The organism is Neptunicoccus cionae, assembly GCF_014643735.1.
GTDB lineage: Bacteria > Pseudomonadota > Alphaproteobacteria > Rhodobacterales > Rhodobacteraceae > Amylibacter > Amylibacter cionae.
This window is the reverse complement of the sequence record NZ_BMKA01000004.1, coordinates 13,862-38,406: the sequence shown is the minus strand read 5'-3', so window position 1 is coordinate 38,406 and position 24,545 is coordinate 13,862. Positions and strand designations below refer to the sequence as shown.

The window sequence follows — 24,545 nt, the reverse complement described above, 5'->3', positions numbered from 1 at the left end:
GGGGCTTAGCCCCCCTTCACCACCTCAAGCAGTTTAGCGGGGTCGATGGCTTTGACGACTTTGCCAGCGGGTTTCACTGCAACCCGATCCTCTGCGGCGATCATGGCGTTTAAAATTGCCTCTTCAATCGATTGAACTGCGGCTTCGTAGAACAGATCGAGATGGACGTCGTTGAGGATTTCAAGCTTCATCAAATCGGGTGCGCGCCACGGATTATCGTGTCCGTTGGCGGTGCTGAAAGCAAGGAAGATGTCACCGCTGTTGTGGCCCCCTTTACTGCCGTTGCGACCGATCCCGATGGAGCCGCGCCGCGCCAACCGGTTCAGTTGATGGGGTATCAGCGGGGCATCGGTTGCGATGACAATGATGATCGAGCCTTGTTCATGGCCGAACACCATATCGTCGCGCATGTGCTGTCCCACCGGCACGCCGGAGACTTCAAACCAGTCGCGGGTCCCGTGGTTGGCTTGTACGACAACACCCAAAGTGTATTCGGATCCCGCCACCGTAACTTTACGGGATGCGGTTCCGGTGCCGCCCTTGAATTCATAAGCAATCATGCCGGCGCCGCCACCGACATTGCCTTCGACAACCGGCCCGTCCGTGGCGGTGTTCAGCGCTTCAACCACATGATGTTCTTGCACGCCACGGGCGTTGATGTCGTTCAAAACACCGTCGTAGGTTTCTCCGACGACGGGAAGGCACCACATGTGATCCTCGGTGAAAGTGTCTTTATAGCGCTCTACCATCCATCCCACAGTTGCGTGGCTGGTCATGCCCACCCCGTGGGAATTTGTGATCATAACCGGCCCGAGAAACCAGCCTAAATCGCGGATCAGATGGCTGCCGGTGAATTCGCCGTTGCCGTTGAAGGAATCGATGCCGGCCCAAACGGGTTGGATGCTGCCAGACCCGCCACGCGGTATAATCGCTGTCACACCAGTGCACAGACCTTTGTGAACGCCCTCGATCGGGTCTTCCAGAATGGTGCTGTAGCCGATCGTGATACCGGGCACATCGGTGATCGCGTTATGGGGGCCGGGCGTGCCGGAAAAATTCAGGCCGATGTCGCGGGCGCGGGAGGGCTGGTTCATTCTGGTTTCTCTCTTTTGTCGCTTTGCAGCGGGCGTGTTTGCGTGCCCGGTTCAAAGGTGTAGGCGGCGAAATGCTGGCCGAGCATGCCCATCTTTTCAATCCGCTCGTTTGCGGATTTTCCGGCGCGGGCCGTCATGCCGTTCAGCATCAGGTTCAATAGCGCGGACAGTCCGGCGGTACTGTCCAGAAAGGTTTTGGTGACGGTGCTAACAGACAGGGCATGGGGCGTGTACTGTCTTGGCCAAGGATCAAAACGATCTGTGACCGTCACCAGCGGAATAGAGCGGCGCAAGCATAGCTCTGCAATCTTGAGCGAGGTTTCGGCGTAGGGCACAGTGTCCACAAGGATGACGCAACTGTCCTCTACATCGTCCTCAAAAATCTCGGACCAGTTACCGCTGGTGCCGGGTACATATCGCACACCGGAGCGGGCGTATTTCAGACGGGTTGCGAAATCCATCGCAAGCCCCATTGACCCCTGAAAGCCGCAAACCTTGATGTAACGGGCCTGCATCGCGGTATCCATAGCCGCGTGCCACTGATCGGTGCTTGCAAGGCGGTATACCTCCACGATGGCCTCGATCTCTAACTCCAACTGGCGGGAAAGTTCGTCCTCGGTGGTGAGCGGAATGGCAACGCGCAACTGGCGTAAGGCGCTGCTCGATACGATCTCCGAGCGCAGGTCAGCGTTGACCGCGCTCATGAACGCCTTAAAGTTTTTATATCCCAAGCGGCGTACAAATCGGGTCACGGTCATTTCGCTGACACCGGCGTATTTCGCGAGTTCACCTGCTGTATCAATCGGCACATCCATCAGGTCTGTTTCCACCCAGCGTGCAACGGTGCTTTCGGCTTTGGACAGGTTGCTAGCCCGAGCAACCCGTTCAAGCACAGTACCTGTCAGCTCTGGTTGAATGCTGCTCATGGATGCGCTGCTTCTAGTCTCGGGATCGCATCAATCAGGGTGCGCGTGTATTCTTGTGCCGGATCGTCAAAGACCTGACCGGTCGGGCCGGCTTCGACGATTTCGCCCCGCCGCATCACAATCACGGAATTGCACAACCGGCGGATCACAGCGAGATCGTGGCTGATAAAAATCATCGTCAATCCCCGTTCCTTTTGCAGCCGGATCAAAAGATCCATTACCTGCGCTTGCAGGGTTACGTCCAGTGCCGAAGTGACTTCATCCGCGATCAGAACCCGCGGGTCCATCGCCAGCGCCCGCGCAATCGCGACCCGTTGGCACTGTCCACCCGATAGCTGCGCAGGCAGTCGGTCCCCGAGTGTGGGGTCCAGATCGACCTGCGCCATCAGATCGGCAACCCGTGCGGGAACCTCTTGCGCAGGGCAGAGTTTGTGGCGGCGTAGCGGTTCGGCGATGGCGTCGCGGATGCGCATCCGTGGGGACAAGGCTTCGTAGGGGTGTTGGTAAACCAGTTGCACATCGCGCAGATAGGCAGCCCGATTGCGCCCCAATGGTTTGGCGGGTGCGCCCTCAAACAAGATTTCGCCTGCGGCAGGTTTCACCAGCCCCACCAGTGCACGCGCCATTGTGCTTTTGCCTGATCCGCTTTCCCCGACAATGCCAAGGGTCTCTCCGGGTTGCACGGTAAAATCAGCGCCTTTCACAGCCAGAAAGCCGCCAGCGCGTTTGGTGAGGATGTCGATCAACCCGCCGCCACCATATCTGATCTGCATCCCGCGGGCCTCTATCAGGGGGGTGGCTTGGGGGACGGGTTGCGGCGTGTGCAATGTCAGGCGATCGGGGTGGGACGCGATCAACATCTGTGTGTATTCATGCTGCGGTGCGTCAATAACTTCGCGGGTCTTGCCCGTTTCAACCACGCGGGATTTCCGCATCACGATAACATCTTCGCACACCCGCGCTACTGCGCCAAGGTCATGGCTGACGAAGATCATCGACAGACCTTGGGATTTGCGCAGGTCCACCAACAGGTCCAGAACGCTCTTTTGCACGGTCGCATCAAGCGCCGTTGTCGGTTCATCCGCCAGCAGCAAATCAGGCTTACACGCGAGCGCACCAGCGATCATTGCCCGCTGCTTCATCCCGCCAGACAACTGATGCGGATAGGCCTGCGCCCAGCGTTCCGGTTCGGGAATGCGCACCACATCCAACAGGCGCAGGACCTCTTGGTGAATGGCGCGGCCTTTAAGGTCTGTGTGTTTGCGCAGGGTTTCCGCAACCTGGTCCCCGATCCGCATCAGCGGATCAAGATGAGACGCAGGGCTTTGAAAGATCATCGCAATGCGTTTGCCCCGCAGGGTGTTCAGTGTGGCTTCGGACGCCCCCAGAATATCCTGCCCGTCGAAATTGATCTCGCCTTTCGCAAGGGCCGTGGTGGGCAAGAGTTTCATCAGCGCACGGCATGTGACAGACTTTCCGGACCCGCTCTCGCCGACGATACCTAAGGCACCGCCTTTGGGAAGATCGAAAGAGACATCGTCAACGGCAAGGGTCTCGCCAAAGCGTACGAACAGGTTGCGCACAGACAGTAAGGGGTTCATCGTTCGATCCTCAGCATTTTGGCCAGTCCGTCACCCATCAGGGCAAAACCGACACCGATCAGCACCATTGCCAGCCCGGGGAAGAAACTGATCCACCACGCCGAAGAAATGTAAATCTGTCCCTCGGCAATCATCACGCCCCATTCCGCAGCGGGCGGAGAAACCCCCATCCCCAAAAAGCCGAGTGCCGCGCCAAACAGGATCACCAGTGTGACATCCGTCATCATATAAACCACCACCGGTGACATGGCGTTGGGCAGAACGTGGCGGAACAGGATGTAGGGGTGGGAAAATCCCATCGTTCGCGCTGCGAGAACGAATTCAGAACTGCGCAGGACAATGGCCTCGGCCCGCGCAAGTCGCGCATATCCAACCCAGCCGACCAGTGCCAGCGCGATAAAGTAATTCTCAATCCCTGGCCCGAGAACCGCAACAATGGACAAGACCAGCACAAAAAACGGAAATGGCACGGTAATGTCCAGAACACGCATGGCAATCGTATCGACCCAGCCGCCAAAATACCCTGCCAGCAGACCAATGGTCATACCAATAATCATCGGCGCAATCACTCCGAGCAGCCCGATGTACAGCGCAAGCCGCGAGCCATAGATCACACGGCTGTAGGTATCGCGTCCCACATTGTCAGAGCCAAACCAGTGGTCTGCACTTGGCGGGGCAAGAAGTGCCTCAAAGTCGATAGCGTAAGGATCATGGGTCGCAAGCAAGGGCGCTGCGAGGGCAATCAGGCTCCACACCGCGACCAGTGTGGCGCCGCAAACAAACATCGGTGACAGCTTCATGTGTTGATCCTCGGATCGATGAGGGCGGACAGAATGTCTACAGCCAGCATTACGACGATGGTTGTCAGGGCAAAGACCAGCGTGGCCCCTTGAACAACGAAATAATCTCGCGCGAGTATGCTATCGACCATGAGTTTTCCCATACCGGGCACGGCGTAAACGGTTTCAACAATGACCGAACCGCCCAGCAGGTAGGCCACGATCACGGCGAACAGGTTCAGCGTGGGCAATAAAGAGTTGGGAAAAACATGGGTACGGAACACTTGCGGCGCGCCAAGCCCCTTGGACATACCAGCGGTCACATAATCGCGGTTCATTTCATCCAACAGCGCAGATCGCAGGTTGCGGGTCAGGATAGGCACCACCCAGATGGCAGTTGTCAGGGAGGGCAGGAACAAGTGGAGAAAGTGCTCGGGGATTGTTGTGCCAAAACCACTAACCGGAAACAGGCCGAGCGTGACGCCAAAGAAGCGGGCAAACAGCAAGCCGACCCAGAACACAGGCATCGCCAGACCGATGACGCCGACAATGCGGATGATCTGGTCGGCCGGACCGTTCGGCCGTTTTGCAGACCACACAGACAACAGGATCACCGGGGGCAGGATCAGCACGATTGAATAGACGACAAGGAACAAAGTGACCGGATAGAATTGGGCAACCAGTTCGGACACAGGCACTTTAAAGCGTAAGGAAGCGCCGAGATCGCCCTGCACCAAATTGCCAAGGTAGGTGAAATACTGCGAGAGGATCGGATCATCGAGACCATAGCGGTCGCGGATGATCGCGATAGTCTCGTCAGAGGCACGGACGCCGACAAGCAGGCGGATCGGGTCGCCGGGGGTGTTCACCATAAGCAGGAATGTCACGATGCTGACACCCAGCAAAACCGGCACAGATTGCAGCAATCTGGAGACGATGAAACGTAATATTTTCAAGGGTATGCTCCGCCAAAGGTCTCCGGCCTGCCGATCTGACAAGCCGGAGCGTTGGATCAGTTAACGATCTCTGTTTCTTCCAGTGTCCATTGCAGCGCCGGTGTCAGGGTCAGGCCCTTGATCCGTGTGGAATAGGCATTGGCAAACGGAGGATAGTAAAGCGGGATTTGCGCCAGTTCTTCGGTGGAAATACGCTGGATTTCCTTATACAGCGCACCACGTTTGGCATCGTCCTGTTCGCGCAGGGCGTCTTCTACCATCTGGTTTACATCTTCGTTGTTGTAGTTAGTGTAGTAGGAATTGTTACCACAGCTGCCACAAACGGCCCAACGAACTGCCAGATCGGGATCCTCGGTTTCGTTGTACCACCAGTTGATTGTCACCTGATAATCACCCTTAGTCAGGCGATCCCACCACAGGCCACCGTCAACACGCTCGACGGTCGTTTTAAAGCCTGCAGCGTCCCATTGTGCTTTCAGAAGGGTAGCAGCCTGTTCAAAGGTCGGGGTGATCATCAGGGTGATTTCAGCCCCAAGCGCATCTTCGGACTCCAACAACTCTCGCGCTGCCGCCGGATCGTAAGCGGGCGGGGCGATGTCAGCATTGTGATAGGTCAGCGCGTTTGGCAGGGTGCTGTTCGCCACAACCGCTTTGCCAAGGGTCATCGCCTTTGTCGTTGCCTCGCGGTTCAGCGCCATTGCCGCAGCCTTCCGCACATTCAGATTGTCAAACGGCGGTTTGGTGTGGTTTGGCATCACGCCGTAGATCAGCGTAGACGGGGACAGCGGCACATTCACAGAATCGCTGGCATCAACTTCATCCACCTGAGCAAAAGGAACGCCGCGGTTGGCGTCAATTTCGCCGGCAAGCATCATGGATGTGCGGGTGTTATCGTCCTGAACCTCGATCAGGTCGGCGCCGGCCACTTTGGGATAGCCTTCCCGCCAGTAATTCGGATTTGCCTTAAGGGTGAGGCGGTCATTTGGTTTCCAGACGTCTACCATAAACGGACCGGAGGACACGGGATCAGCGGCGAAAGCATCTTCGCCGCGGGCTTCGACATCATCCTTGCTGACGATACCGGCGTTAAAAATTTCCATATAGGATAGCATCGGTGCGCTTGGGTAATCGAGTGTCAGAGAAACCGTATCTTCATCGACCGCCGTGAACGCGGAAACCGGTGCATAGGCCGCAGGATAGGCCGAAGCTTCGTCCTTGGCGACACGGTTCAGGCTGAAGGCAACGTCTTCTGCGGTAATTTCTGAACCGTCCGAGAACTTCGCGTCCCGAAGCTCAAACGTATAGGTCAGCCCGTCATCCGAGACTGTCCAGCTTTCTGCCAGAGCAGGCTGCAATTTGCCTTCTGCGTCCTTGCGCAGCAGCCGCGCGTATAGCTGGCCGAACGCTTCGATATTCCCCGCCGCTGCGGATGCAATCGGGTCAAGCGTCGTAACTTTGTTAGGCGAAGCGATGCGAACGATGTCCTGCGCAATCGCACCTCCGGCGAGTGTGGCAGTCGCGAACGTGACGATCACCAGTCCCTTGGCATTGATCATAATCAATCTCTTTCCGTGGTTAGAATCAGAAATATGGTGCCACTCTATCATTATTGAGTAGAATTGGTAGAAAAATAACAATCTGAGTTTAGGCGTCGATTTTCGGTGAAAGCCTTCCGTTTTTGATTTATATGGCTTTCCAAAATTTTTGCGCAATTTGTCATTAAAAAATTGAAAATGAATGTATTTTTCAATCGTATATGGTTAAACAAGAAACTGTCGACCGTGCATCTGAGGCCAAAAAAAACTCTCGCTGTGATTTCATGCGCAGGTCTGCCGCGCTTGGCGTTGCGGCAGCAGTTCAATCACCGCGATGATTTACAAGCGCGAAAGCCGGAAACGCGAAATCGCCCAGAGCGCGATCAATGCGCTAAGGCTTTATGGGTATGTGCGCACCACCTTACGCAATATTGCGGCCCAGTCGGACATGTCTATGGGCAGTCTGCACTACTACTTTGAAGATAACGACGAGCTGCTGATCTATTGTGTCCAGCAGTACAAAAGTGCCTTTGTCGAAACGATCATTGCGGCTGTGCAAGGACTATCGACACGCAAAGATATAAGGACCGCATTTTGTCACGCGATGGCCGAGACAAACGCCGGAGAAGCTGAATTGCACCGGCTTTGGTATGATATCCGTAATCAGGCAATGTTCGATAATACCTTTGTGCCGGTGGTTGGTTCTATCGAAGATCAGTTGATCGAAATGGTGAGCCCCTTTGCAGACACGCGCGCGCAAAAAGAACTGTTGTATCTGCGGTTGGACGGCGCGTTCCGCTATCTTCTCCAGCTACAGCTAACCGATAATCCGCGCAGTTTGGCTGAAATGACCTCTGTTTTCGAAGCGATTGCCGAATAAGCCTCTGCATTCTATTCAGGTGAAGTGGCCGTTTTGGTCTAAATTGGAAAGGGCAGGGCGCGGGATCGTCCGGTCACCGCCTATTGAAGGAGCCTTCGTGGATATTCGCCAGCTTCGGTATTTCATCGCAATTGCAGAAACCGGCTCTGTGTCGGCTGCGGCATTGCGTCTGAACATTGCACAACCCTCGCTGTCCCAGCATTTGGTGAACATGGAACAAGATCTGCAGGTTCAGCTGGTGGTCCGGTCCCCGCGTGGTTCCACCCTAACTGCCGAGGGCGAATTGCTGCTACGCCACGCCAAGGAGATCTGCGAGGCGATGTCGCGCTGCGTGACCGAATTGCGCGAAACAGGTCAGCATGTGGCGGGTAAAGTCCACTTCGGAATGCCGCCGTCGGTTTCTATGGTCATGTCGGTGCCCCTGTCTGAAACTGTCCGTCTGGAACTGCCGCAGGTCCGCCTGCGGGTTAGTGAAGCGATGAGCGGTTTTATAAAGTCGTGGATTGAGGACGAAACAGTAGAAATCGGCTTTCTCTATGACCTTAAAGACATATCCCGATTGCACGCCACCCATGTGCTGAACGAGCAACTTTACTTTTTTTCGGCACCGGATGCTTGGCCCTTAGACACCCCACCCGGTGCCGCAGTTCCCCTGAAAGCCCTAGAGCAGTTGGATCTGATCCTTCCGGGCGAACCCCACGGCCTGCGCCGGATCGTTGAAGAGGCCGCCGCACAAAGCGGTGTCAGCCTGAATGTGGTGACAGAATTGGACGCGATGACCCAGATCAAAGAGCTGGTCGCGCGGGGGTCGGGGTTTTCGATCTTTGCACCTGCGGCCTGCCATGACTATGTCCAAGAAGGCAAGCTGCTAAAATCCCCGATTGTTGACCCGACGATTTCACGGCCCGTGTATCTGGTGAAGAACCCGCTGCGCACCCAAACCCGCGCGAGTGCTGCTATTGAAAAGATGACCCTGAAAGTCGCCGCTGAAATGGTCGGGCGTGGGATTTGGGAAGGAGAGCTGGTCTGGACGCCGGAATAGCCAATCCCCTAGAAAGATCTGGGCAAACCGAGCACATGCTCTGCCACATAGCTTAGGATAAGGTTGGTTGAAATCGGCGCAACCTGATAGAGTCGTGTTTCGCGGAATTTGCGTTCGATGTCGTATTCCTCAGCGAAGCCAAAGCCGCCGTGGGTTTGAAGACATGCATTTGCCGCCTCCCAAGACGCATCGGCAGACAGCAGCTTTGCCATATTGGCCTGCGCCCCGCAGTCTTCTTGGGCATCAAACCGGCGGCAGGCTTCAAAACGCATAAGATTGGCAGCTTCGACATTCACATAGGCCCGCGCAAGGGGGAAAGACACGCCCTGATTTTGCCCGATGGGGCGATCAAAGACCACCCGTTCGTTGGCATAATCTGCGGCATGTTCCAGAAACCAGTAACCGTCCCCGATACACTCCGCAGCGATCAGGGTTCGTTCAGCATTCAATCCGTCAAGGATATAGCGAAAGCCCATGCCTTCCTCGCCGATCAGATTTTCGGCGGGAATTTCCAGATTGTCAAAGAAGACCTCGTGGGTTTCATGCCCGACCATGTTGCGGATCGGCAGGATATCCATCCCTTGACCAAGCGCTTTTGACAGTTCGACAATAAAGATGCTCATCCCATGGGATTTCTTTTTCACCTCTGCCAGCGGGGTGGTGCGTGCCAGCAGGATCATCAGATCGGAATGTTCCAGCCGGCTGATCCAGACCTTCTGGCCGTTGATCACATAGCGATCCCCGTCACGGCGTGCAGTGGTTTTAATCTTGGTGGTGTCCGTTCCGGTCGTCGGCTCTGTCACGGCCATGGATTGAAGCCTAAGCTTGCCAGATGCGATGTCCGGCAAATAGCGGGCTTTTTGGGCGTCCGAACCGTGGCGCAAGAGCGTACCCATATTGTACATCTGCCCGTGGCAATGGCCTGCATTTCCGCCACCACGGTTGATTTCTTCCATGATGACAGAGGCTTCGGTCAGGCCCAGCCCTGCGCCGCCATAGCTTTCTGGGATCATCGCAGCCAGCCAGCCATCGCGGGTCAACGCGTCGATGAATTCTGATGGATACGTCCCGTCCTGAGCGTGCTTGCGGTGGTATTCTGGGGCGAAACCGGCACATAAGGCACGCAGCGCGCTGCGCAAATCGTCATGGTTGGGGGAGGCGCTGGTGGGCAGGGTCATGTCAAGTTTTCTCCGGTTTCAGGCTTTGGTTTAGTGTGCTTTGCAGGAGATGAAAACTCATCCCGCAGGGCTTCGGTATGCGCACCAAGCGCGGGGACGGGGCCAAAGTCACGGGACTCCCCGTTGATCCGGGTGCCCGGTGCCAAAAGACGTACAGGGCCCGAGGGCGTGTCCGCAGTGACAAAACGGTTCTGCGGATGCGCGGCCAGATCTTCCATCGTAGATACCTGACCAAAGGCAATCGCCGCATCGTCGAGTATCCGCGCAACCTCTGCCCTTTCGCGCAGAGCAAAAGCGCCAGCGACAAGACCATCCAGTACCGGCTGGTTTTCAACCCGCAGCGCATTGGTGGCAAAGCGGGGATCGGTGGCCAGCGTGTCATCGCCCAGAACGTCCGAACAGAACCTTATCCATTCCCGTTCATTCTGGATCGACAGCAGGATCTGACCGCCGTCCGCACAGGTGAACACCCCGTAAGGCGCGATGGTGGGATGGGACAGTCCGGCCCGCGCTGGTGTTTTGCCGCCGTAGGCATATTGCAGATAGGGCACGTTCATCCAGTCGCTAAGCGCGTGGAACAGGCTGATCGACAGATGCCGCCCCTCGCCGCTGGTGCCCCGGGCGATAAGCGCCTCAAGAACCGATTGATAGGCGGTCATCCCGCAGGCCACATCACAGACCGACACACCGACACGGGCAGGACCGGATTCATTTCCGGTGATCGCAGACAGACCGCTTTCCGCTTGCACCAGCAGGTCATAGGCTTTGCGATCCGCCATCGGCCCGTCTTCGCCGTAACCGCTGATGGATACGGTTATCAGACGTGGGTTTTCCGCCCGCAGTGCCTCTGGCGCAAAGCCCAAACGTTCGATTGCGCCGGGGGCGAGGTTCTGGATGAAAACGTCTGCGCGGGCGATCAGCTTTGACAGCAGTGCCTTGTCCTTGTCATCGCGCAGATCAAGACAGACGCTTTCCTTGCCGCGATTGAGCCAGACGAAATAGGCGCTTTCTCCGTGAACAAGTGCGTCGTAGTTTCTGGCGAAATCTCCCTCGGGACGTTCGACCTTTATGACACGGGCGCCGGCCTCTGCCAGACGGGCAGACACATAGGGGGCTGCCACGGCTTGTTCCACAGACACCACAAACAATCCCGATAAATCCGCCATTTTTAGTCCTCGATTCAACCTTTCGTGCCCTCTTGCCAGAAACTAGGCGCGTGGGCATCATTCAACAATGCGTGGGGGGATATAGTATTAGCCTATGGCGCTTTGATACGCTTAAAAGCAGGTGGGTAAGGCAACCACCGGAAACAGCGTCCATACTGACGCAATCAGCCCTGTCCAGCCGCTTGCACGGCTGACAAACCTTAACAGTCCAGAAGGGGCGGCAAAGCGGGGGTGATGTAATATCCACAGCAGTATGATCTGTAACGCAATGGCCACCCCGTAGGCCGCCATCAGAACAGCCCGCTCGGCAGGGAAGCCCGCGACTGCGGCAAGCGCGTTTTGGCACAACAAACCGTGCAATCCATAAATCGCACTGAAGGAAGCCAGCCACACCAGTGGCGCGATCAGGATGCGCAGAACCTCCGTCACGGGATGAGCCCGGGTAGATGGGCCGCCAGAAGGATGATAACACCTGTCGCGCTGGTGTACTTGACCCAGAGCCCAACTATCGGAAAGGCTGCGCGTCGATTGGCCGAGGTGTACCCGCTTCGGATCTGTGCTGTCAAAAAGCCCCCCATCAAACCTGAGATTGCTGTGTGGAACGTCCCGTAGCCCCCAAGCACCAGCATGGTTGCCCCGTAGGCATGTTCATTCGGGGTAGGTGCGCGCCACATCAAAGAAGCGCATGCAAAGCCAAGCGCGACGATCCCACAGAGGGCTAGGATAACAGTCGGAAACGGAGTGCCTCCGCTCTCATTCACGCGGGTTGCGTGACGTATGGCTAAGGGCGCAAGTGCCGCGCCGCTGATGCCAACGCCGAGTTCGAATATGGAAGGAGTAAACCATGCGGGTGGCGGCCAACCCGGCGCAATGGTCCATAAAAACGCAAACCCGAAGAGAAGCGCACCAAAGAACGTAGCATTTGCAGTCAGCAGGAAGGCCGTTCCCCACCAGCCCGGTGATCGTGCAACTGTGGCGGCATTCGGGAGGCTTAGCCCGTGACCAACGCTCTGCACCGCCTGATCCTGCCGCAGGCCCAAGCCCCAGACCCATTTCCACGCCAGAAATGCAACGCCCCCCATCGCCAGCGGAACGGTCCAGTAGAATTTCATCAGCAATGACAGAAAGAACAGGCCCGTTACCGCCGACATCAGGATGGGCAGCCTGGTGTTTGCCGGATACAGGACATGCATCTCGGGTTTCCCGCTGGCGATATCCACGGCCAAAGTCTCGCGCCAGTTGTGTCGCGGTGTTCCAAGATACCCTTCGCCGCGCGCCAGACTTACGGCAAGATCCGGTTCAGCGCTTAACGGGTCTCGCCACGTGATGCGCGGCAGGCTTGCAAATGTGTAGGCAGGTGCAGGAGTAATCATCGCCCACTCTAGGGTTGTGGCATTCCAGGGATTGCGCCTGCCGCGATGAGCGGTGACGATGTGCAGGACCACATCGACCAAAATCATCGCGATTCCGATGGCCAGAATAAAGCTCCCCACAGAAGAGATCAGATTAATCGCAGTCCAGCCGTCCTCTGGCGCGTAAGTCGGGATGCGCCGCCGCTGGCCGAGCAATCCGACCCAGTGCATCGCCAGAAACGTGACGTGAAATCCAACAAAGACCAACGCGAATGCCAACTCTCCCAAACAGAAAAACCGCTTACGTCCAGTAAAATGGGGCAGCCAATAGTAGACCCCCGCGAAGATCGGAAAAACAAAGCCGCCAAACAGCACGTAATGCAGGTGTGCCGTGATGAATGCGGTGTCATGGGCTTGCCAGTCGAAGGGCACAACCGCTACCATAACCCCTGTCAGCCCGCCAATCACAAAGGTAAAAAAGAACCCGAGGATGTGGAGCATCGGAAGGTGCAATTCGGGGCGGCCTTTCCACATGGTGCCGATCCACGCGAATATCTGAACACCGGTTGGCACTGCCACAAGGGTTGAGGCCGCAGAAAAGAACGCCAGTCCCATGTGCGGAATGCCTGTTGTAAACATGTGGTGGACCCACAACCCGAAAGACAAAAACGCCAGTGCTACAGCGGCAGACACGATCCAGCCATAACCAAGAAGTGTCGTGCGGCACATCACCGGCAGCACGGTCGAAATCACCCCCGCTGCAGGCAGAAAGATGATATAGACCTCAGGGTGGCCGAACAGCCAGAACAGATGCTGCCAGAGCAAACTATCCCCGCCGAGGTCCACCTGAAAGAACGGCAAACCAAACGCGCGTTCCAGTTCCAGCAGGACAGAGCCAAGGATCAGCGGCGGAAACCCCGTCAGGATCATCAGTGCCGTGATCAACGCATACCACGCGAATATGGGCATCTTGGCCAGCGACATGCTAGGGGCGCGGTATTTCAGCACCGACACGGTAATTTCCACCGCGGCAGCGATGGCGGAAATTTCCACAAAGGTGATGCCGATCAGCCAGAAATCCGCGTTGATGCCGGGTGAATGGATCGCGCTGGTCAGGGGCGGGTACATAAACCACCCCCCATCCGGCGCGATACCGAACAGCATGGCAACAATCAGCATCGACCCACCAAAAGCATAACACCAAAAGCCATAGGCCGTGAGGCGCGGGAAAGCCAGATCGCGGGTGCCGAGCATCTTGGGCAGCAGATAAATCGCCAGCCCCTCAAACGTCGGGATAGCAAAGAGAAACATCATCACCGTGCCGTGCATGGTGAAAATCTGGTTGTAGATTTCCGGTCCTGCAAACGCCGAATGAGGGGTCGCCAATTGCACGCGGATCAACATTGCCAGCAATCCGCCGACAATGAAGAAAAAGAAGGCCGTGACCAAAAACATCCGGCCAAGATCGTTGTGGTTGACCGTTGAAAACCAGCCCTTGAATCCTTTGTCAGAGGCCCAGATTTCAGTGAGTTTGCGATGTCTCTCTAGCGCGTTCATTCCGGTTGTCCCTGTAAAAATTTGGTCCATCCAGCTTCGGTGTGCGCGATGACTCGAAAGGTAAAGGCTTCATATCCCGCGCCGCTAAACTCTGCGCTGACGCCTTTGTAGGTGCCCGGCATATCCGCCTCCAGCCGCAGGGTATTGATGTGGCCGGGGATCGCGTCAAGCTTGCCTGCCAGACGGGGAACCCAGAAACTGTGGATCACATCCGCAGTGGTGATCGCGATATCCACAGGGCGACCTGCCGGTATATGCAGTGTGCCTGTTGTCTCAAGCGCGGGGGCATCGGCGTAGGTGAAGCGCCATTCCCAGCGACGGGCCTCTGCTGTGACCTTCACCGCGTTAGCGCCGTTTTGCGGCGATAGTTGCGCGCCAATCACCAACCCATAGGCAAGCAAGGCGCCAAGAATAACCGCTGGAAAGACGAGCCCGAAGCCCAGTATCCAAATACTTTCCTGCCTCGCTTCTACACCGCTTTCGCTGTTGCGGCGGAAGGAGAATACCAGCAAGATCATCACCAGTCCGAATATCCCTGACGCGCCTGCCAGCATCACCCACCACAGTGTCGTGATGGAACGTGCGGCCGGTCCTGCCGGATCAACAGTTGAAAGCGCCCCCTCGCACCCTGTAAGCAGGATGAACAACGTGGCAGGCACGAAAAATCGAAGGATGGCGGCGATATGGCGGAGCAGACCAAGGATCAAAACACCGAGGACCTGATCGACCCGATCAGCGAGATGCCGGGGTTTGACCAGACGGAATCGCGCATTGCTATTCACGGCCATCCCATCCACGCAATGAGCGTCGCCTTCCCTGTGGCGCTGACGTTCTGTGTGCTCGGCGCGGATGCTATCTACTGGTGGACCGGGGATGTCTTCTGGGCGCGGGCCGCGCTTTGGGCGGCGGGGACAGGGTTCCTGTTCGGGATGCTTGCCGGTGTTTCGGGCACGGCGGAACTGTTGCTGGTGCCCGGCATTCGCGCCCGTGCACCAGCGTGGACCCATTTTATAATTGCCGTCACACTCCTCGCTTTGCTGGGGGCGAACTGGGGCTACCGGCTTTTCGGATATGAAGATGCGGTGCTGCCCTATGGTATTCTGCTGTCGGGCCTGTGCGTGTTGGTGGTCAGTTTCACTGGCTGGCATGGTGGTAAGTTGGTGTTTGACTATCAACTTGGCACCTCAAAAGGCAACTGACCGCCGCGGGGTTCCAGCAACCAGTCCGGAAATGTGATCCCGTCTAACGCAGGTTTGGCAAGCACGAGGATCAGGATCGCAACGATCGGCACACAAACGGCCAGCAATGGCAAGGTCGGACGCGGTGGTGTGTGATCTTCGGGCAGTTCGGCAACCTTCGCAACGATATGCCCAATCCAGACATGAGCCACCACAAGCAGCACCACAAAGACAAGTTTCGCAAACAGCCAAGGCACGAACACGCCGCGCAGAAAGATCAGCCAAGTTCCGGCTATCACAGTGAACACGGCAGCAGGTGTAACAACGAGAGTGTAAACATTATGGGTTGCGTGACGTATCCGACGGTAATCCTCCGCCAGCCCGTCAGGATCGTGGCGGGACAACATCAATGGTAAGGCCAGCAATCCGCCGCACCACGTCAGAAGCGCTGCGATGTGCACCACTTTGAACAGAGGTATCGTTGACAAAATCCACTCTACCACGCGGCACCGCGCGTCAGTTGGCCCCAGTGATGGCGCGCCAGCAAGGCAGCGGCCATCGCATAAGGCAGGCCTGCAGGAACCCACATGATCAACCCGCCAAGCTGTTGGTCCCGCAGCGGGGTCAGCCCCCAGTCGAACGGCGCAAGCGCATGGGCAGCGAACAGGGCAGCGGGGGCAAAGGTCAGGACCGCGCCCAGCATCCCCATCTGCGCGAACCCGGCGACGATATAGGCGATCCGCTCCACGACTGCATCCTCCCCCGCAAGGACCGCTCGCCAGAACCAGATGGCACTGGTTAGAAGGCTAATCTGCATAAGCCAGTAAACCGCAACATTGGACAGGGCGAGGTCGTAAGCAACCGGCAGATGCCAGCCCCACAGGATAACGCTCGAAACAACGAAGGGGACGGCTATTGAAACCGGCTTGCGGGTGTTGATCGCCAAGGCCAGCAGGGGTGCTGCAACCGCGATAAGAAGCACATGATGCACCACACGCGCCGAAAACAACGCCGATGACAGCGCACACAGCGGTGAGATGAACGCCACAATCAGGACTGCGACTGCCGTTAGACCAACTGCACTGCCCCGTAGCAGATATGCCATGCCCGCCAGACACAGCAAAAGCAGTGGATCAAAGTTCCAGCTGCTCCAAAGCTCCTGTGGCAGGGGCGGTGGCCCGCAGTAGATCCTCTCCATGTAAAGCGCTCCCTTATGCTCGTCCCAAAGCAACGGTCTGTGTCAGTCCTAGCCTTCGTGCAGCACAACTGCAACGGCGACGCATGGCTGCGCGCCTGCCGTCCTTGGACATAAACCGAAACGTAAGCGGGTCGAGGAAATGACCACTTCAGGTGATTTGCATCGGACAGGCTGGCAAGCGTCGGTTGCAGAGTCTTCAAGAAGAGGGCCGTGCAAGTTCACCAAGTAGCGTCAGATGTAGGTGGTCATTTTGTGATCACGGGCAAAATAAAGCTGCGCGTAAGTGACGCTTTTGTCTTCCAGCCATGTGGTCCGTTCCACAGAAAACAGGGCCGTATCGACGGGGGCCTTTAAAAAGCGCGCTATGCTTTCCGGGGCGTTGGTGGCAGAAAAAACCAACTCACCCGTGGAAAACGGTATCTGCTGGATCAGCCATTCGTTCGGACCGACGTCTTCAAAATCGAACTCCCGCGCGGCGGGGACCACGTCCAGATTGATCCAACGGTCTTCGAACTGATACGGGTTTTTTCCGGAGTAGTGCATGCACTTCAAGTGTAAGATCGGCGCATCTTTTGCGACTTTGATCCGTTCACGCAGCCATGCAGGTGCAGGGATCAGTTCACGCTCTATCAGACTATAGGAATAAACAGAGCCGGCTTGTTCCACCTCCTCGCGCACGATGGAAATGGAAAATTGCGCCTGACGCACCGGAGACTGCTTTACCTTGGTGCCAGCCTTACGCTTGCGTTCCAAAATACCATCATCAACCAGATCGCGCATGGCGCGGTTCATGGTGGCGCGGGCACAGCCGAATTCCTTAGCCAGTTCGATTTCACCGGGTAGGTTTGTCCCCAGAGGCCAGGTGTTGCTTCGGATGCGATTTAGGATTTCTGCTTTAACATCGCGGTAACTAATGCGCATCTAACTGCCCTGAATGTTTATTATGTCTATCTTTATAATTTATTTGACCAATTAAGCAAGGATTTGCCACCTCCCATAAGGTAATCGAATGCAGAGCATAACTTCTCGTATATAGCTAGGAATTTTGCCCCTTGGTAGGTCTTCTCCAAATGCAGACCGCCCGCCTGTGTAGCGTGGCAGAAGGAGAAAACCGTGCACGGAGATGTTCAGGACCGTTTGGCCAGAAGCGCGCATAACCTGTTGGTGAATTGTGCCGGATGCCGAAAGGGGCAATCGGTTTTGTTTATTCATGAAACGGAAGAAGACGGTTATTATGATCCCGAACTTGCGCGGGGGCTTGCCAAGGCTGCAGCTGATCTGGGATTTGAGGCGCAGCTTTACGGCGTACCTGTGAACAAGCATGCGACTGTTCTGGATCCGGACCTGTCTGCACGCATCGAAGCCGTTGATTGCGCCGTGTTTTTGGCCCGCCTCGGAGATCAGATCCGGTTCCGCTCCAACAGTTGTAAAACCACACAAGTCATGAGCTACGCCTTGGATTGTAATATGATGGGATCGCCCTTTGGCGAAACAAATTACGCAGCTTTTGCCGCCATAAAGCGGGTCATCGACAACGCCTTGGCGACAGCAGAGGACATCCATGTAACCTGTTCTGCGGGCACGGATTATCGCGGTTCGGCGCTCGATTTTAACACAACATGCGGTGATACAACGCTGAAACGCTTTCCTTTGTCGGTCTTCACGCCCGTGCCGTCCAAAGGGTTCACCGGACGGATTGCACAGGTGGGGTTCTTGACTGGCACGGGTTCCAATTTCTACACCCCGTGGTCCTGCGAAGTGAAGGACATACTGTTCGTCAAGATTGAGGGCTCTCGCATTGTCGAGTTTGATGGCGCAGAGGCTGACGTGGATGCTGCCAAAGCCCACTATGAATTTGTAGGTAAGCGGTTTGATATCGACACATACGGCGTCCATTCATGGCACGCCGGTATCCACCCCGGTCTGTCGTATGAACAGGAAGCCGCGCGCCATTTTGAACGCTGGAGTGGTGGCGCTTTTGGCAACCCGCGCATCCTGCACATCCACACATGTGGCGGTTATCCTCCGGGTGAAATTTCGCTTAACGTACTTGACCCGACAGTGCGTCTTGATGGCGTTGCTGTCTGGGACGAAGGGCGTCTTCACCCCGAGCGTTTGGAAGGCGGGACAGAGGTTCTGTCACAATTCCCCGAATTGAAAGAAATTTTCGATCACCCTAAAACGGCAGTCGGTCAAGCCCCATGCGGGCGACTGGCCTACGCCTGAGCCTTAACGGATCAGGCGTTTAAGGGTTCCGCCTGATCGTGCAGCCAATTGCGGAATTCCTGCATGAACTTTGAATGTGCCTTGTTGTGGGCGCAGACAAACCAATAGGAAAACTGCGATTGCGCCTCTTGCCTGAAGGGGCGCACCAATTGCCCGTTCTCAAGCGCATCAATCACCAGCGGGCAACGCCCCATCGCCACGCCAGAGCCGTTGATCGCCGCCTGAATGACCATATTGGCCTGACTGTAGACCTGTTTTCTCTGTGTAATTGGCAGCTTAATCCCAAGTTCAGAGGCCCAGAATTCCCAGTTGGACAGATGTTCGGTCTCGGACTGACCGTCTTGCAAAATTGTATGATGCTCCAAATCTTGCGGGGATCTTATCTGCTCCGCCAGCTTGGGTGTGCAGACGGGAGACATCCGTTCACTCATAAGTTTTTCTGAATGAAGGCTGGGAAAGCCACCGGTGCTGTATGCGATAATCACATCTGCTTCGCTGGTGGTCGGATCGAGCGATTTTGGATCCGTTGAAAGTGAAATCTGAATGCCCGGATGGCTATCGTTAAAATCAAGAAGCCTTGGCAGCAGCCAGATAAAAGCAAAGCCAGGCGGAGCGGCGACAAGGAGCCCTTTGCTCGCGGATTTTTTGCTGTCACGAAGGCTGTCGCAGACCGCTTCTACCATACCAAATCCATTGCGCGCAGCATTGGCCAGACGGGTGCCATCATCGGTTGGAATTACTTTGGGGTTCTTGCGAATTAAAAGCTGATGCCCGAGCCACTCCTCAAGTTGTTTTATGTGTTGACTAACAGCACTTTGAGAGATGTTAAGTTCATCCGCAGCCCGCCCGAAACCGCGAAGTCTAACCACGGATTCCAGTGTTCTAAGGGCATTGAATGGCAGGGTTTTCAGCATGGCTAGACACTTTTTCAAATAGACTGTTTGGCGCGGGACCTTACATCGTAAAATCGCCGGTCAATCAGGGATGGCGCACATCCCAATCGGGTGTTGGCGACTGGAACCTCCCATTCCCGCTTCACTGCAAAGTTTCCGGATCCGGCGTATTTGCTTATGTTATGTCTGTGCAATTTAAATGGCAAGCCGGTCCAATGGGACCAATTTTCGCGCCGATATCTGCGGTCATATATTGGTTAGTTCCCGTTAAATTGACAGCCCGATACGCAGTCATCCGTCATAAGACCAGCTAAACTTGCGCATAAATAGAACTGCATGGCACTTGCAGAGTTCTGGGCTTATCCTGCGGTTAAACGAATAACTAGGAGAACCCGATGTTTTTGCGCAATTGCTGGTATGTTGCCGGATGGAGTAGGGATTACGGCCGCGATTTGAAGGCCCAGAAATTGCTCGGTGAAAACGTCGTTTTCTATCGTCAGTCAGACGGCAAGCCAGTAGCCCTTGAAGACGCCTGTCCCCATCGTAAACTGCCGTTGTCGATGGGGCAGTTGGAAGGCGATAACGTGGTGTGCGGATACCACGGTCTGACGTTTGACTGCACCGGCAAATGCACGGATTCCCCCACCCAGCGCGGAATGACACCGCGTCGCGCGGTGGTAAAATCCTATCCGGTCGTTGACCGCTACCGCCTGCTGTGGATTTGGATGGGCGATCCGGACAAAGCTGATCCAAACGACATCTTTGAGATCGAAAACTACGACAACCCATCGTGGGGCTATACGGATGGTGGCATGTTGCCGATTGCGTGCAACTACCTGTGGGTCTGTGATAATCTGCTCGATCCAAGCCATGTTGCGTGGGTTCACGTGACATCATTCGCCGGCGGAGGCACTGATGACGCGCCCCTGCAAATGGATCAGACGGATCGCGGAGTGATTGTGTCACGCTGGATTCACGACCAGCCACCTTCGCCCTATTATAAAGATCTGGTGAAGTTCAAAGGCAATTGTGACCGCAAACAACACTACGAACTGTGTGTTCCGTCCACCGCGCTGAACAAATCAATTTACACGCCTGTTGGCACAGGGGGTGAGGATGCGCCGCTGACAGATGAGACCTATATCAACATCTCTTACAATTTCATGACACCCGTCGATGAAAACAACACCCAGTACATCTGGTTCCAACATCGCAACACTGATCCGCACGATGCTGCAGTGTCTAAAAAGATGAACGATGGCGCAATCATGGCCTTTAACGAGGACAAAGAAGTTCTTGAAGCTGTGCACAAACACATGGCGGAAAAAGTCACGCCGAATATCGATCTCGGGCTTGATCTCGGGGCAAAGACCTTCCGCATGAAACTGCAACGTTTGATCGATGCAGAGCAGGTCGGCGAGACCGTGCTTGCCTGAATGATGAATTAACGTCCCATTGAAAAAGGCCACTCCCTGGTGCGGGGGTGGCCTTTTCCTATGGCGTAGTCGCTAGGGGGCTGCGTTCGGGGTCCTAACGAAGGGCGCCCTAACGCAGCATTTGCCAAACGACGTTTAGAATTCCACAACTGCGCGGATTGATTTGCCAGCGTGCATCAGCTCAAAGCCTTCGTTGATGTCTTCAAGCTTCAGCTTGTGGGTGATCATGGAGTCGATTTCGACCTTGCCTTCCATGTACCAATCCACAAATTTCGGCACGTCAGTCCGCCCCTTCGCGCCGCCAAACGCCGTGCCTTTCCAAACACGCCCTGTAACCAGTTGGAAAGGACGGGTCGAAATTTCAGCACCCGCCGGTGCAACACCGATGATGACCGAAACGCCCCAGCCGCGGTGGGAGCATTCCAGCGCATCGCGCATCACATTCACGTTGCCGGTTGCATCGAACGAGTAGTCCACGCCGCCGAAGTTGTCTTTTTCCGACTTGGTAATCTCGACAATCGCATCCACCACGGTTTGACCCTCGGGCAGTTTGGACGGGTTCACAAAATGGGTCATGCCAAACTTTTTGGCCATTTCCGCTTTGTCGTCGTTAAGATCGACACCGATAATAATGTCCGCCCCAGCCATGCGCAGGCCCTGAATCACATTAAGGCCAATACCGCCGAGTCCGAAGACCGCAGAAGAAGCGCCCAGTTCGACGCCAGCAGTATTGATCACGGCACCAATGCCAGTTGTGACACCACACCCGATGTAGCAAATCTTATCAAACGGCGCGTCTTCGCGCACCTTGGCGAGCGCGATTTCAGGCAGTACTGTATGGTTCGCAAAGGTAGAACACCCCATGTAGTGGTAGATCGGCGTGCCATCCAGCATTTTAAACCGCGTCGTCCCATCAGGCATCAAACCCTGACCCTGTGTGCCGCGGATCGCAGTGCAAAGGTTGGTTTTGCCTGACAGGCAGGCATAACATTCGCGGCATTCCGGTGTATAAAGCGGGATCACGTGATCGCCGGGCTTCAGGGTTGTGACGCCCTCGCCAACTTCCATGACAACGCCAGCGCCTTCATGCCCGAGGATGGTCGGGAACAGGCCTTCGGGGTCCGCACCGGAGCGTGTAAACTCGTCCGTATGGCACAGGCCGGTTGCTTTCACTTCGATCAAGACCTCTCCGGCCTTCGGGCCGTCCAGTTCTACATCCATGACTTCGAGGGGTTTGCCAGCTTCCAACGCGACGGCTGCACGGGTTCTCATAATGCGCTCTCTTTTTGTCTGTACATATTTACCTAATGCTTATTATTCTGTGTCGAATAGTGTCAAGTAACATGGCGGGCCACTAAGGTCATTAGGAGCAATTTTATGCAAAAACTTCGACGGAAAGATCTAATCGGCGTCCCTTGGAAAAACGGCGGGGGCATCACACGCAATATCGCGACGGGCATGCGTGGTGACGCGCTCGCCTGGCGTATAAGCCGGGCGGATGTAGATATGGAAGGGCCGTTTTCCAATTTCGAAGGTTTGACACGAATCCTGACGGTTGTGTCTGACCATTCAATGGAGTTGCGCCATGATGACGGGGTACTGCATGCCCACTCGTGGACTCCGTTGAAGTTCGACGGAGGATTGGAGGTTGTGTCCCATCTGCCGGACGGCCCGCTGACCGATCTTAACCTGATGTTTGATCCGACACTTTGCAGGGCACATGCAAAAGTCAGCCGTGGCCCCGATCAAATTGCCCCCCCAACGGACCAAAGCATCTGTGTTTTGCATGTGCTGCAAGGCACCCCGCAGAGTGAAGCGCAGGGGTTTGGGGTAGGGGACAGCCTGTTTCTGACCTCGTCAGACCAAGCGCCGGTGGTGCTTGATCAGGGGGATGCGGTGCTGGAAATTCTAATCCAGCCGTTAGATCAAAGTGCAGACATCAGGCTTTGCATAGCAGAGCGATAATCTGCAACAATCCGCTCCCGTTGCACATGCTGGCCGCCCTTGACCGAGTGGCGACCGGCGGACCACACATCGGTGACAACGCGGTCTCTTCCGGCAAAGCAAATCCCATCCAGAAGTTGGTGGGATTCCAGCGCGCAGAGTGCGGTGTCAGTGCTGTCTATCGCCACCAGATCAGCCAGTTCACCAACAGAGATTTCACCCGCGCCACGGTTGAGCGCCTGTGCGCCACCACGGGCCGCACCGCAATAAAGTGTCTCACCAATAGAGCCTTCCCCCACCACCATAACATTACGGGCAACGTCCCGCAGTCGTTGGGAATACTCAAGGGTTCGCAGTTCTTCTGTCAAAGAGATCAGTACGTTAGAATCCGAACCGACACCAAACCGCCCGCCGTGGGACAGATACTCTGGACCATTGAACGGACCATCCCCCAGATTGGCTTCCGTGATCGGACAAAGCCCAGCCACGGCACCGGATTGGGCCATGTTTTGTGTTTCACTTTGCGTCATATGGGTCGCGTGGATCAGGCACCAGTTTTTCGAAACATCCGCGTTTTCCAACAGCCATTCGACAGGGCGCGCGCCAAGCCATTTTGATATATCTTCTACTTCTTTCGGCTGCTCTGCAATGTGGATATGGACAGGGCCATTGCCGTGGTCTTGAAGCACTACGGCCAGAGCTTCGGGACAAGTGGCCCGCAGGGAGTGGGGCGCAATTCCGACCTGACAGTCCGCAGACAGGTTGCTAACCAGATCGCGGGCACGCTCAACAAGTGTGTTAAACCGTTCAACCGGATTGCCAAATCTGGCCTGACCGGATTCCAGTGGCACCTGACCTGCGCCGCCATAGGAATACAGAACCGGCAAGTGGGTCAGGCCAATGCCGGTGTTCCCAGCCGCCGAAGCAATACGCCCCGACAGTTCACCAAGGTCGTCATAGGGCGAGCCATCGGGCTGGTGGTGGATATAGTGAAACTCACCAACGCTTGCATACCCCGCTTCCTGCATCTCCATAAACACCAGTGCGGCAATCGCTTCGATCTGGTCTGGCGAGAGGTGTTTGGTAAAGCGGTACATTAAATCGCGCCACGTCCAAAAGCTGTCTTTTCCCGCTTTGCGATACTCTGTCATCCCCGCCATAGCCCGCTGAAAGCTATGGGAATGCAGGTTGGCGAGTGCTGGCAGCAGTACATCAACTTGCGTGTCACCGTCCTGCGCGGTTTCGTCTGTGTCAAGTGATGCAATGCGCCCCTCTGAGAGCGTCAAACGCACATTTTTCACCCAACCGGTAGAGATCAGAGCTTGTTTCGCAAAAATCATTTGAACGACTCCCGTATTTTTATGTATGCACATATAATGCATACGCTTGTACTTAGAAAGAAGATTTTAAGGTCTGTTGGAACGAATTTCCCAATCGACTAGCTTCTTTCTACTACCGCACGACTGCGATGCACAAAAGAGATGGTTTGCCCAATCGGTCAACACCCAATTGCTTCTGACAACATTTAGTTAACAGGGGCAGGGCTGGCAGGGTCTTCTGCCGCATTCAGGTTGCGGGCATTGGGGCATACTGGCGGGATCACC

23 protein-coding genes are annotated in these 24,545 nt (G+C 55.8%); 6 read left to right on the top strand and 17 right to left on the bottom strand.

The features are described 5' to 3' along the window. Nucleotides 1-5: 5 nt before the first annotated feature. The 6 genes from IEX10_RS14055 to IEX10_RS14030 are packed head-to-tail and all read right to left on the bottom strand — an operon-like array spanning nucleotide 6 to nucleotide 6,912. Complete coding sequence (locus tag IEX10_RS14055; protein ID WP_188676577.1) at nucleotides 6-1,094, bottom strand: DmpA family aminopeptidase; 1,089 nt, start codon at nucleotides 1,092-1,094, stop codon at nucleotides 6-8. Continuing rightward, complete coding sequence (locus tag IEX10_RS14050) at nucleotides 1,091-2,020, bottom strand: MurR/RpiR family transcriptional regulator (protein WP_188676574.1); 930 nt, start codon at nucleotides 2,018-2,020, stop codon at nucleotides 1,091-1,093. Before IEX10_RS14050 ends, IEX10_RS14055 begins: the two co-directional genes overlap by 4 nt. After that, a complete protein-coding gene (locus IEX10_RS14045; protein WP_188676571.1) occupies nucleotides 2,017-3,621 on the bottom strand; it encodes a dipeptide ABC transporter ATP-binding protein in 1,605 nt (534 codons plus the stop codon). Before IEX10_RS14045 ends, IEX10_RS14050 begins: the two co-directional genes overlap by 4 nt. After that, entirely contained in the window at nucleotides 3,618-4,421 is an 804-nt protein-coding gene (locus IEX10_RS14040) for an ABC transporter permease (RefSeq protein WP_229678562.1), read from the bottom strand. Before IEX10_RS14040 ends, IEX10_RS14045 begins: the two co-directional genes overlap by 4 nt. Beyond that, entirely contained in the window at nucleotides 4,418-5,356 is a 939-nt protein-coding gene (locus IEX10_RS14035) for an ABC transporter permease (RefSeq protein ID WP_188676568.1), read from the bottom strand. Before IEX10_RS14035 ends, IEX10_RS14040 begins: the two co-directional genes overlap by 4 nt. Nucleotides 5,357-5,412: 56 nt before the next feature. Beyond that, nucleotides 5,413-6,912, bottom strand: a complete 1,500-nt coding sequence (locus IEX10_RS14030) for an ABC transporter substrate-binding protein (protein WP_188676565.1) — start codon at nucleotides 6,910-6,912, stop codon at nucleotides 5,413-5,415. Between the two features lie 313 nt (nucleotides 6,913-7,225). Here IEX10_RS14030 and IEX10_RS14025 point away from each other — a divergent pair, with 313 nt between their 5' ends. Together IEX10_RS14025 and IEX10_RS14020 are read left to right on the top strand one after the other, a co-directional pair. After that, nucleotides 7,226-7,771: a TetR/AcrR family transcriptional regulator gene (locus tag IEX10_RS14025; RefSeq protein WP_188676562.1), complete on the top strand. Its 546-nt coding sequence runs from the start codon at nucleotides 7,226-7,228 to the stop codon at nucleotides 7,769-7,771. A gap of 97 nt (nucleotides 7,772-7,868) precedes the next feature. Continuing rightward, nucleotides 7,869-8,813 (top strand): LysR family transcriptional regulator, encoded by a 945-nt coding sequence (locus tag IEX10_RS14020; RefSeq protein ID WP_188676558.1) that lies wholly within the window; start codon nucleotides 7,869-7,871, stop codon nucleotides 8,811-8,813. Between the two features lie 8 nt (nucleotides 8,814-8,821). On the opposite strand, the gene IEX10_RS14015 is transcribed toward IEX10_RS14020, so the two are convergent. The 5 genes from IEX10_RS14015 to IEX10_RS13995 all read right to left on the bottom strand — a co-directional run bounded on the left by IEX10_RS14015 (nucleotide 8,822) and on the right by IEX10_RS13995 (nucleotide 14,773). After that, entirely contained in the window at nucleotides 8,822-9,991 is a 1,170-nt protein-coding gene (locus IEX10_RS14015) for an acyl-CoA dehydrogenase family protein (RefSeq protein WP_188676555.1), read from the bottom strand. After that, a complete protein-coding gene (locus IEX10_RS14010) occupies nucleotides 9,988-11,157 on the bottom strand; it encodes a CaiB/BaiF CoA transferase family protein (RefSeq protein ID WP_188676551.1) in 1,170 nt (389 codons plus the stop codon). The genes IEX10_RS14015 and IEX10_RS14010 overlap by 4 nt, the downstream gene beginning before the upstream one ends. A 111-nt stretch (nucleotides 11,158-11,268) precedes the next feature. Further along, on the bottom strand, nucleotides 11,269-11,586 hold the full coding sequence (locus tag IEX10_RS14005; RefSeq protein ID WP_188676548.1) for a hypothetical protein: 318 nt from the start codon (nucleotides 11,584-11,586) through the stop codon (nucleotides 11,269-11,271). Further along, nucleotides 11,583-14,066, bottom strand: a complete 2,484-nt coding sequence (gene ctaD / locus IEX10_RS14000) for a cytochrome c oxidase subunit I (protein ID WP_188676545.1) — start codon at nucleotides 14,064-14,066, stop codon at nucleotides 11,583-11,585. The genes IEX10_RS14005 and ctaD overlap by 4 nt, the downstream gene beginning before the upstream one ends. Then, nucleotides 14,063-14,773: a cytochrome c oxidase subunit II gene (locus tag IEX10_RS13995; RefSeq protein WP_229678561.1), complete on the bottom strand. Its 711-nt coding sequence runs from the start codon at nucleotides 14,771-14,773 to the stop codon at nucleotides 14,063-14,065. Before IEX10_RS13995 ends, ctaD begins: the two co-directional genes overlap by 4 nt. On the opposite strand from IEX10_RS13995, the gene IEX10_RS13990 reads away from it, so the two are divergent. Continuing rightward, complete coding sequence (locus tag IEX10_RS13990) at nucleotides 14,750-15,265, top strand: DUF2231 domain-containing protein (protein ID WP_188676539.1); 516 nt, start codon at nucleotides 14,750-14,752, stop codon at nucleotides 15,263-15,265. The genes IEX10_RS13995 and IEX10_RS13990 overlap by 24 nt on opposite strands. Here IEX10_RS13990 and IEX10_RS13985 read toward each other — a convergent pair. The 3 genes from IEX10_RS13985 to hutC form a co-directional block, all read right to left on the bottom strand. After that, nucleotides 15,238-15,732: a CopD family protein gene (locus tag IEX10_RS13985; protein WP_229678560.1), complete on the bottom strand. Its 495-nt coding sequence runs from the start codon at nucleotides 15,730-15,732 to the stop codon at nucleotides 15,238-15,240. The two genes, IEX10_RS13990 and IEX10_RS13985, sit on opposite strands and share 28 nt — an antisense overlap. Nucleotides 15,733-15,740: 8 nt before the next feature. Beyond that, nucleotides 15,741-16,442, bottom strand: coding sequence for a cytochrome c oxidase assembly protein (locus IEX10_RS13980; protein ID WP_188676534.1), 702 nt, complete (start codon nucleotides 16,440-16,442; stop codon nucleotides 15,741-15,743). Between the two features lie 231 nt (nucleotides 16,443-16,673). Beyond that, entirely contained in the window at nucleotides 16,674-17,363 is a 690-nt protein-coding gene (gene hutC, locus IEX10_RS13975; RefSeq protein WP_188676532.1) for a histidine utilization transcriptional repressor HutC, read from the bottom strand. A gap of 279 nt (nucleotides 17,364-17,642) precedes the next feature. Between hutC and IEX10_RS13970 the strand changes: the two genes are divergently transcribed. Then, entirely contained in the window at nucleotides 17,643-18,668 is a 1,026-nt protein-coding gene (locus IEX10_RS13970; protein WP_188676531.1) for a hypothetical protein, read from the top strand. An 11-nt stretch (nucleotides 18,669-18,679) separates the two neighbouring features. Here IEX10_RS13970 and IEX10_RS13965 read toward each other — a convergent pair whose 3' ends face one another. Beyond that, on the bottom strand, nucleotides 18,680-19,582 hold the full coding sequence (locus IEX10_RS13965; protein ID WP_188676529.1) for a LysR substrate-binding domain-containing protein: 903 nt from the start codon (nucleotides 19,580-19,582) through the stop codon (nucleotides 18,680-18,682). Between the two features lie 374 nt (nucleotides 19,583-19,956). Between IEX10_RS13965 and IEX10_RS13960 the strand changes: the two genes are divergently transcribed. Then, the gene (locus IEX10_RS13960) at nucleotides 19,957-20,997 is read left to right on the top strand and encodes an aromatic ring-hydroxylating dioxygenase subunit alpha (RefSeq protein ID WP_188676526.1); all 1,041 of its coding nucleotides are present in this window, start codon (nucleotides 19,957-19,959) and stop codon (nucleotides 20,995-20,997) included. Between the two features lie 135 nt (nucleotides 20,998-21,132). Here IEX10_RS13960 and IEX10_RS13955 read toward each other — a convergent pair whose 3' ends face one another. After that, nucleotides 21,133-22,269, bottom strand: a complete 1,137-nt coding sequence (locus IEX10_RS13955; protein WP_188676523.1) for an S-(hydroxymethyl)glutathione dehydrogenase/class III alcohol dehydrogenase — start codon at nucleotides 22,267-22,269, stop codon at nucleotides 21,133-21,135. Between the two features lie 105 nt (nucleotides 22,270-22,374). Here IEX10_RS13955 and IEX10_RS13950 point away from each other — a divergent pair, with 105 nt between their 5' ends. Then, the gene (locus IEX10_RS13950) at nucleotides 22,375-22,962 is read left to right on the top strand and encodes a HutD/Ves family protein (RefSeq protein WP_188676521.1); all 588 of its coding nucleotides are present in this window, start codon (nucleotides 22,375-22,377) and stop codon (nucleotides 22,960-22,962) included. Here the strand turns inward: IEX10_RS13950 and IEX10_RS13945 are convergent. Continuing rightward, entirely contained in the window at nucleotides 22,923-24,281 is a 1,359-nt protein-coding gene (locus IEX10_RS13945; protein ID WP_188676518.1) for a formimidoylglutamate deiminase, read from the bottom strand. The genes IEX10_RS13950 and IEX10_RS13945 overlap by 40 nt on opposite strands. Nucleotides 24,282-24,545 lie beyond the last annotated feature (264 nt).

Bases quoted from the DNA above. Each gene is read 5' to 3' on its own strand.
- IEX10_RS14010 (WP_188676551.1), bottom strand. From the start codon at position 11,157: ATGGCGGATTTATCGGGATTGTTTGTGGTGTCTGTGGAACAAGCCGTG.
- IEX10_RS14040 (WP_229678562.1), bottom strand. From the start codon at position 4,421: ATGAAGCTGTCACCGATGTTTGTTTGCGGCGCCACACTGGTCGCGGTG.
- IEX10_RS14055 (WP_188676577.1), bottom strand. From the start codon at position 1,094: ATGAACCAGCCCTCCCGCGCCCGCGACATCGGCCTGAATTTTTCCGGC.
- IEX10_RS13945 (WP_188676518.1), bottom strand. From the start codon at position 24,281: ATGATTTTTGCGAAACAAGCTCTGATCTCTACCGGTTGGGTGAAAAAT.
- IEX10_RS13955 (WP_188676523.1), bottom strand. From the start codon at position 22,269: ATGAGAACCCGTGCAGCCGTCGCGTTGGAAGCTGGCAAACCCCTCGAA.
- IEX10_RS13990 (WP_188676539.1), top strand. From the start codon at position 14,750: ATGGCGGAGCAGACCAAGGATCAAAACACCGAGGACCTGATCGACCCG.
- IEX10_RS14015 (WP_188676555.1), bottom strand. From the start codon at position 9,991: ATGACCCTGCCCACCAGCGCCTCCCCCAACCATGACGATTTGCGCAGC.
- hutC (WP_188676532.1), bottom strand. From the start codon at position 17,363: ATGCGCATTAGTTACCGCGATGTTAAAGCAGAAATCCTAAATCGCATC.
- IEX10_RS13960 (WP_188676526.1), top strand. From the start codon at position 19,957: ATGTTTTTGCGCAATTGCTGGTATGTTGCCGGATGGAGTAGGGATTAC.
- IEX10_RS14030 (WP_188676565.1), bottom strand. From the start codon at position 6,912: ATGATCAATGCCAAGGGACTGGTGATCGTCACGTTCGCGACTGCCACA.
- IEX10_RS13965 (WP_188676529.1), bottom strand. From the start codon at position 19,582: ATGCTGAAAACCCTGCCATTCAATGCCCTTAGAACACTGGAATCCGTG.
- IEX10_RS14045 (WP_188676571.1), bottom strand. From the start codon at position 3,621: ATGAACCCCTTACTGTCTGTGCGCAACCTGTTCGTACGCTTTGGCGAG.
- ctaD (WP_188676545.1), bottom strand. From the start codon at position 14,066: ATGAACGCGCTAGAGAGACATCGCAAACTCACTGAAATCTGGGCCTCT.
- IEX10_RS13950 (WP_188676521.1), top strand. From the start codon at position 22,375: ATGCAAAAACTTCGACGGAAAGATCTAATCGGCGTCCCTTGGAAAAAC.
- IEX10_RS14050 (WP_188676574.1), bottom strand. From the start codon at position 2,020: ATGAGCAGCATTCAACCAGAGCTGACAGGTACTGTGCTTGAACGGGTT.
- IEX10_RS13980 (WP_188676534.1), bottom strand. From the start codon at position 16,442: ATGGAGAGGATCTACTGCGGGCCACCGCCCCTGCCACAGGAGCTTTGG.
- IEX10_RS14025 (WP_188676562.1), top strand. From the start codon at position 7,226: ATGATTTACAAGCGCGAAAGCCGGAAACGCGAAATCGCCCAGAGCGCG.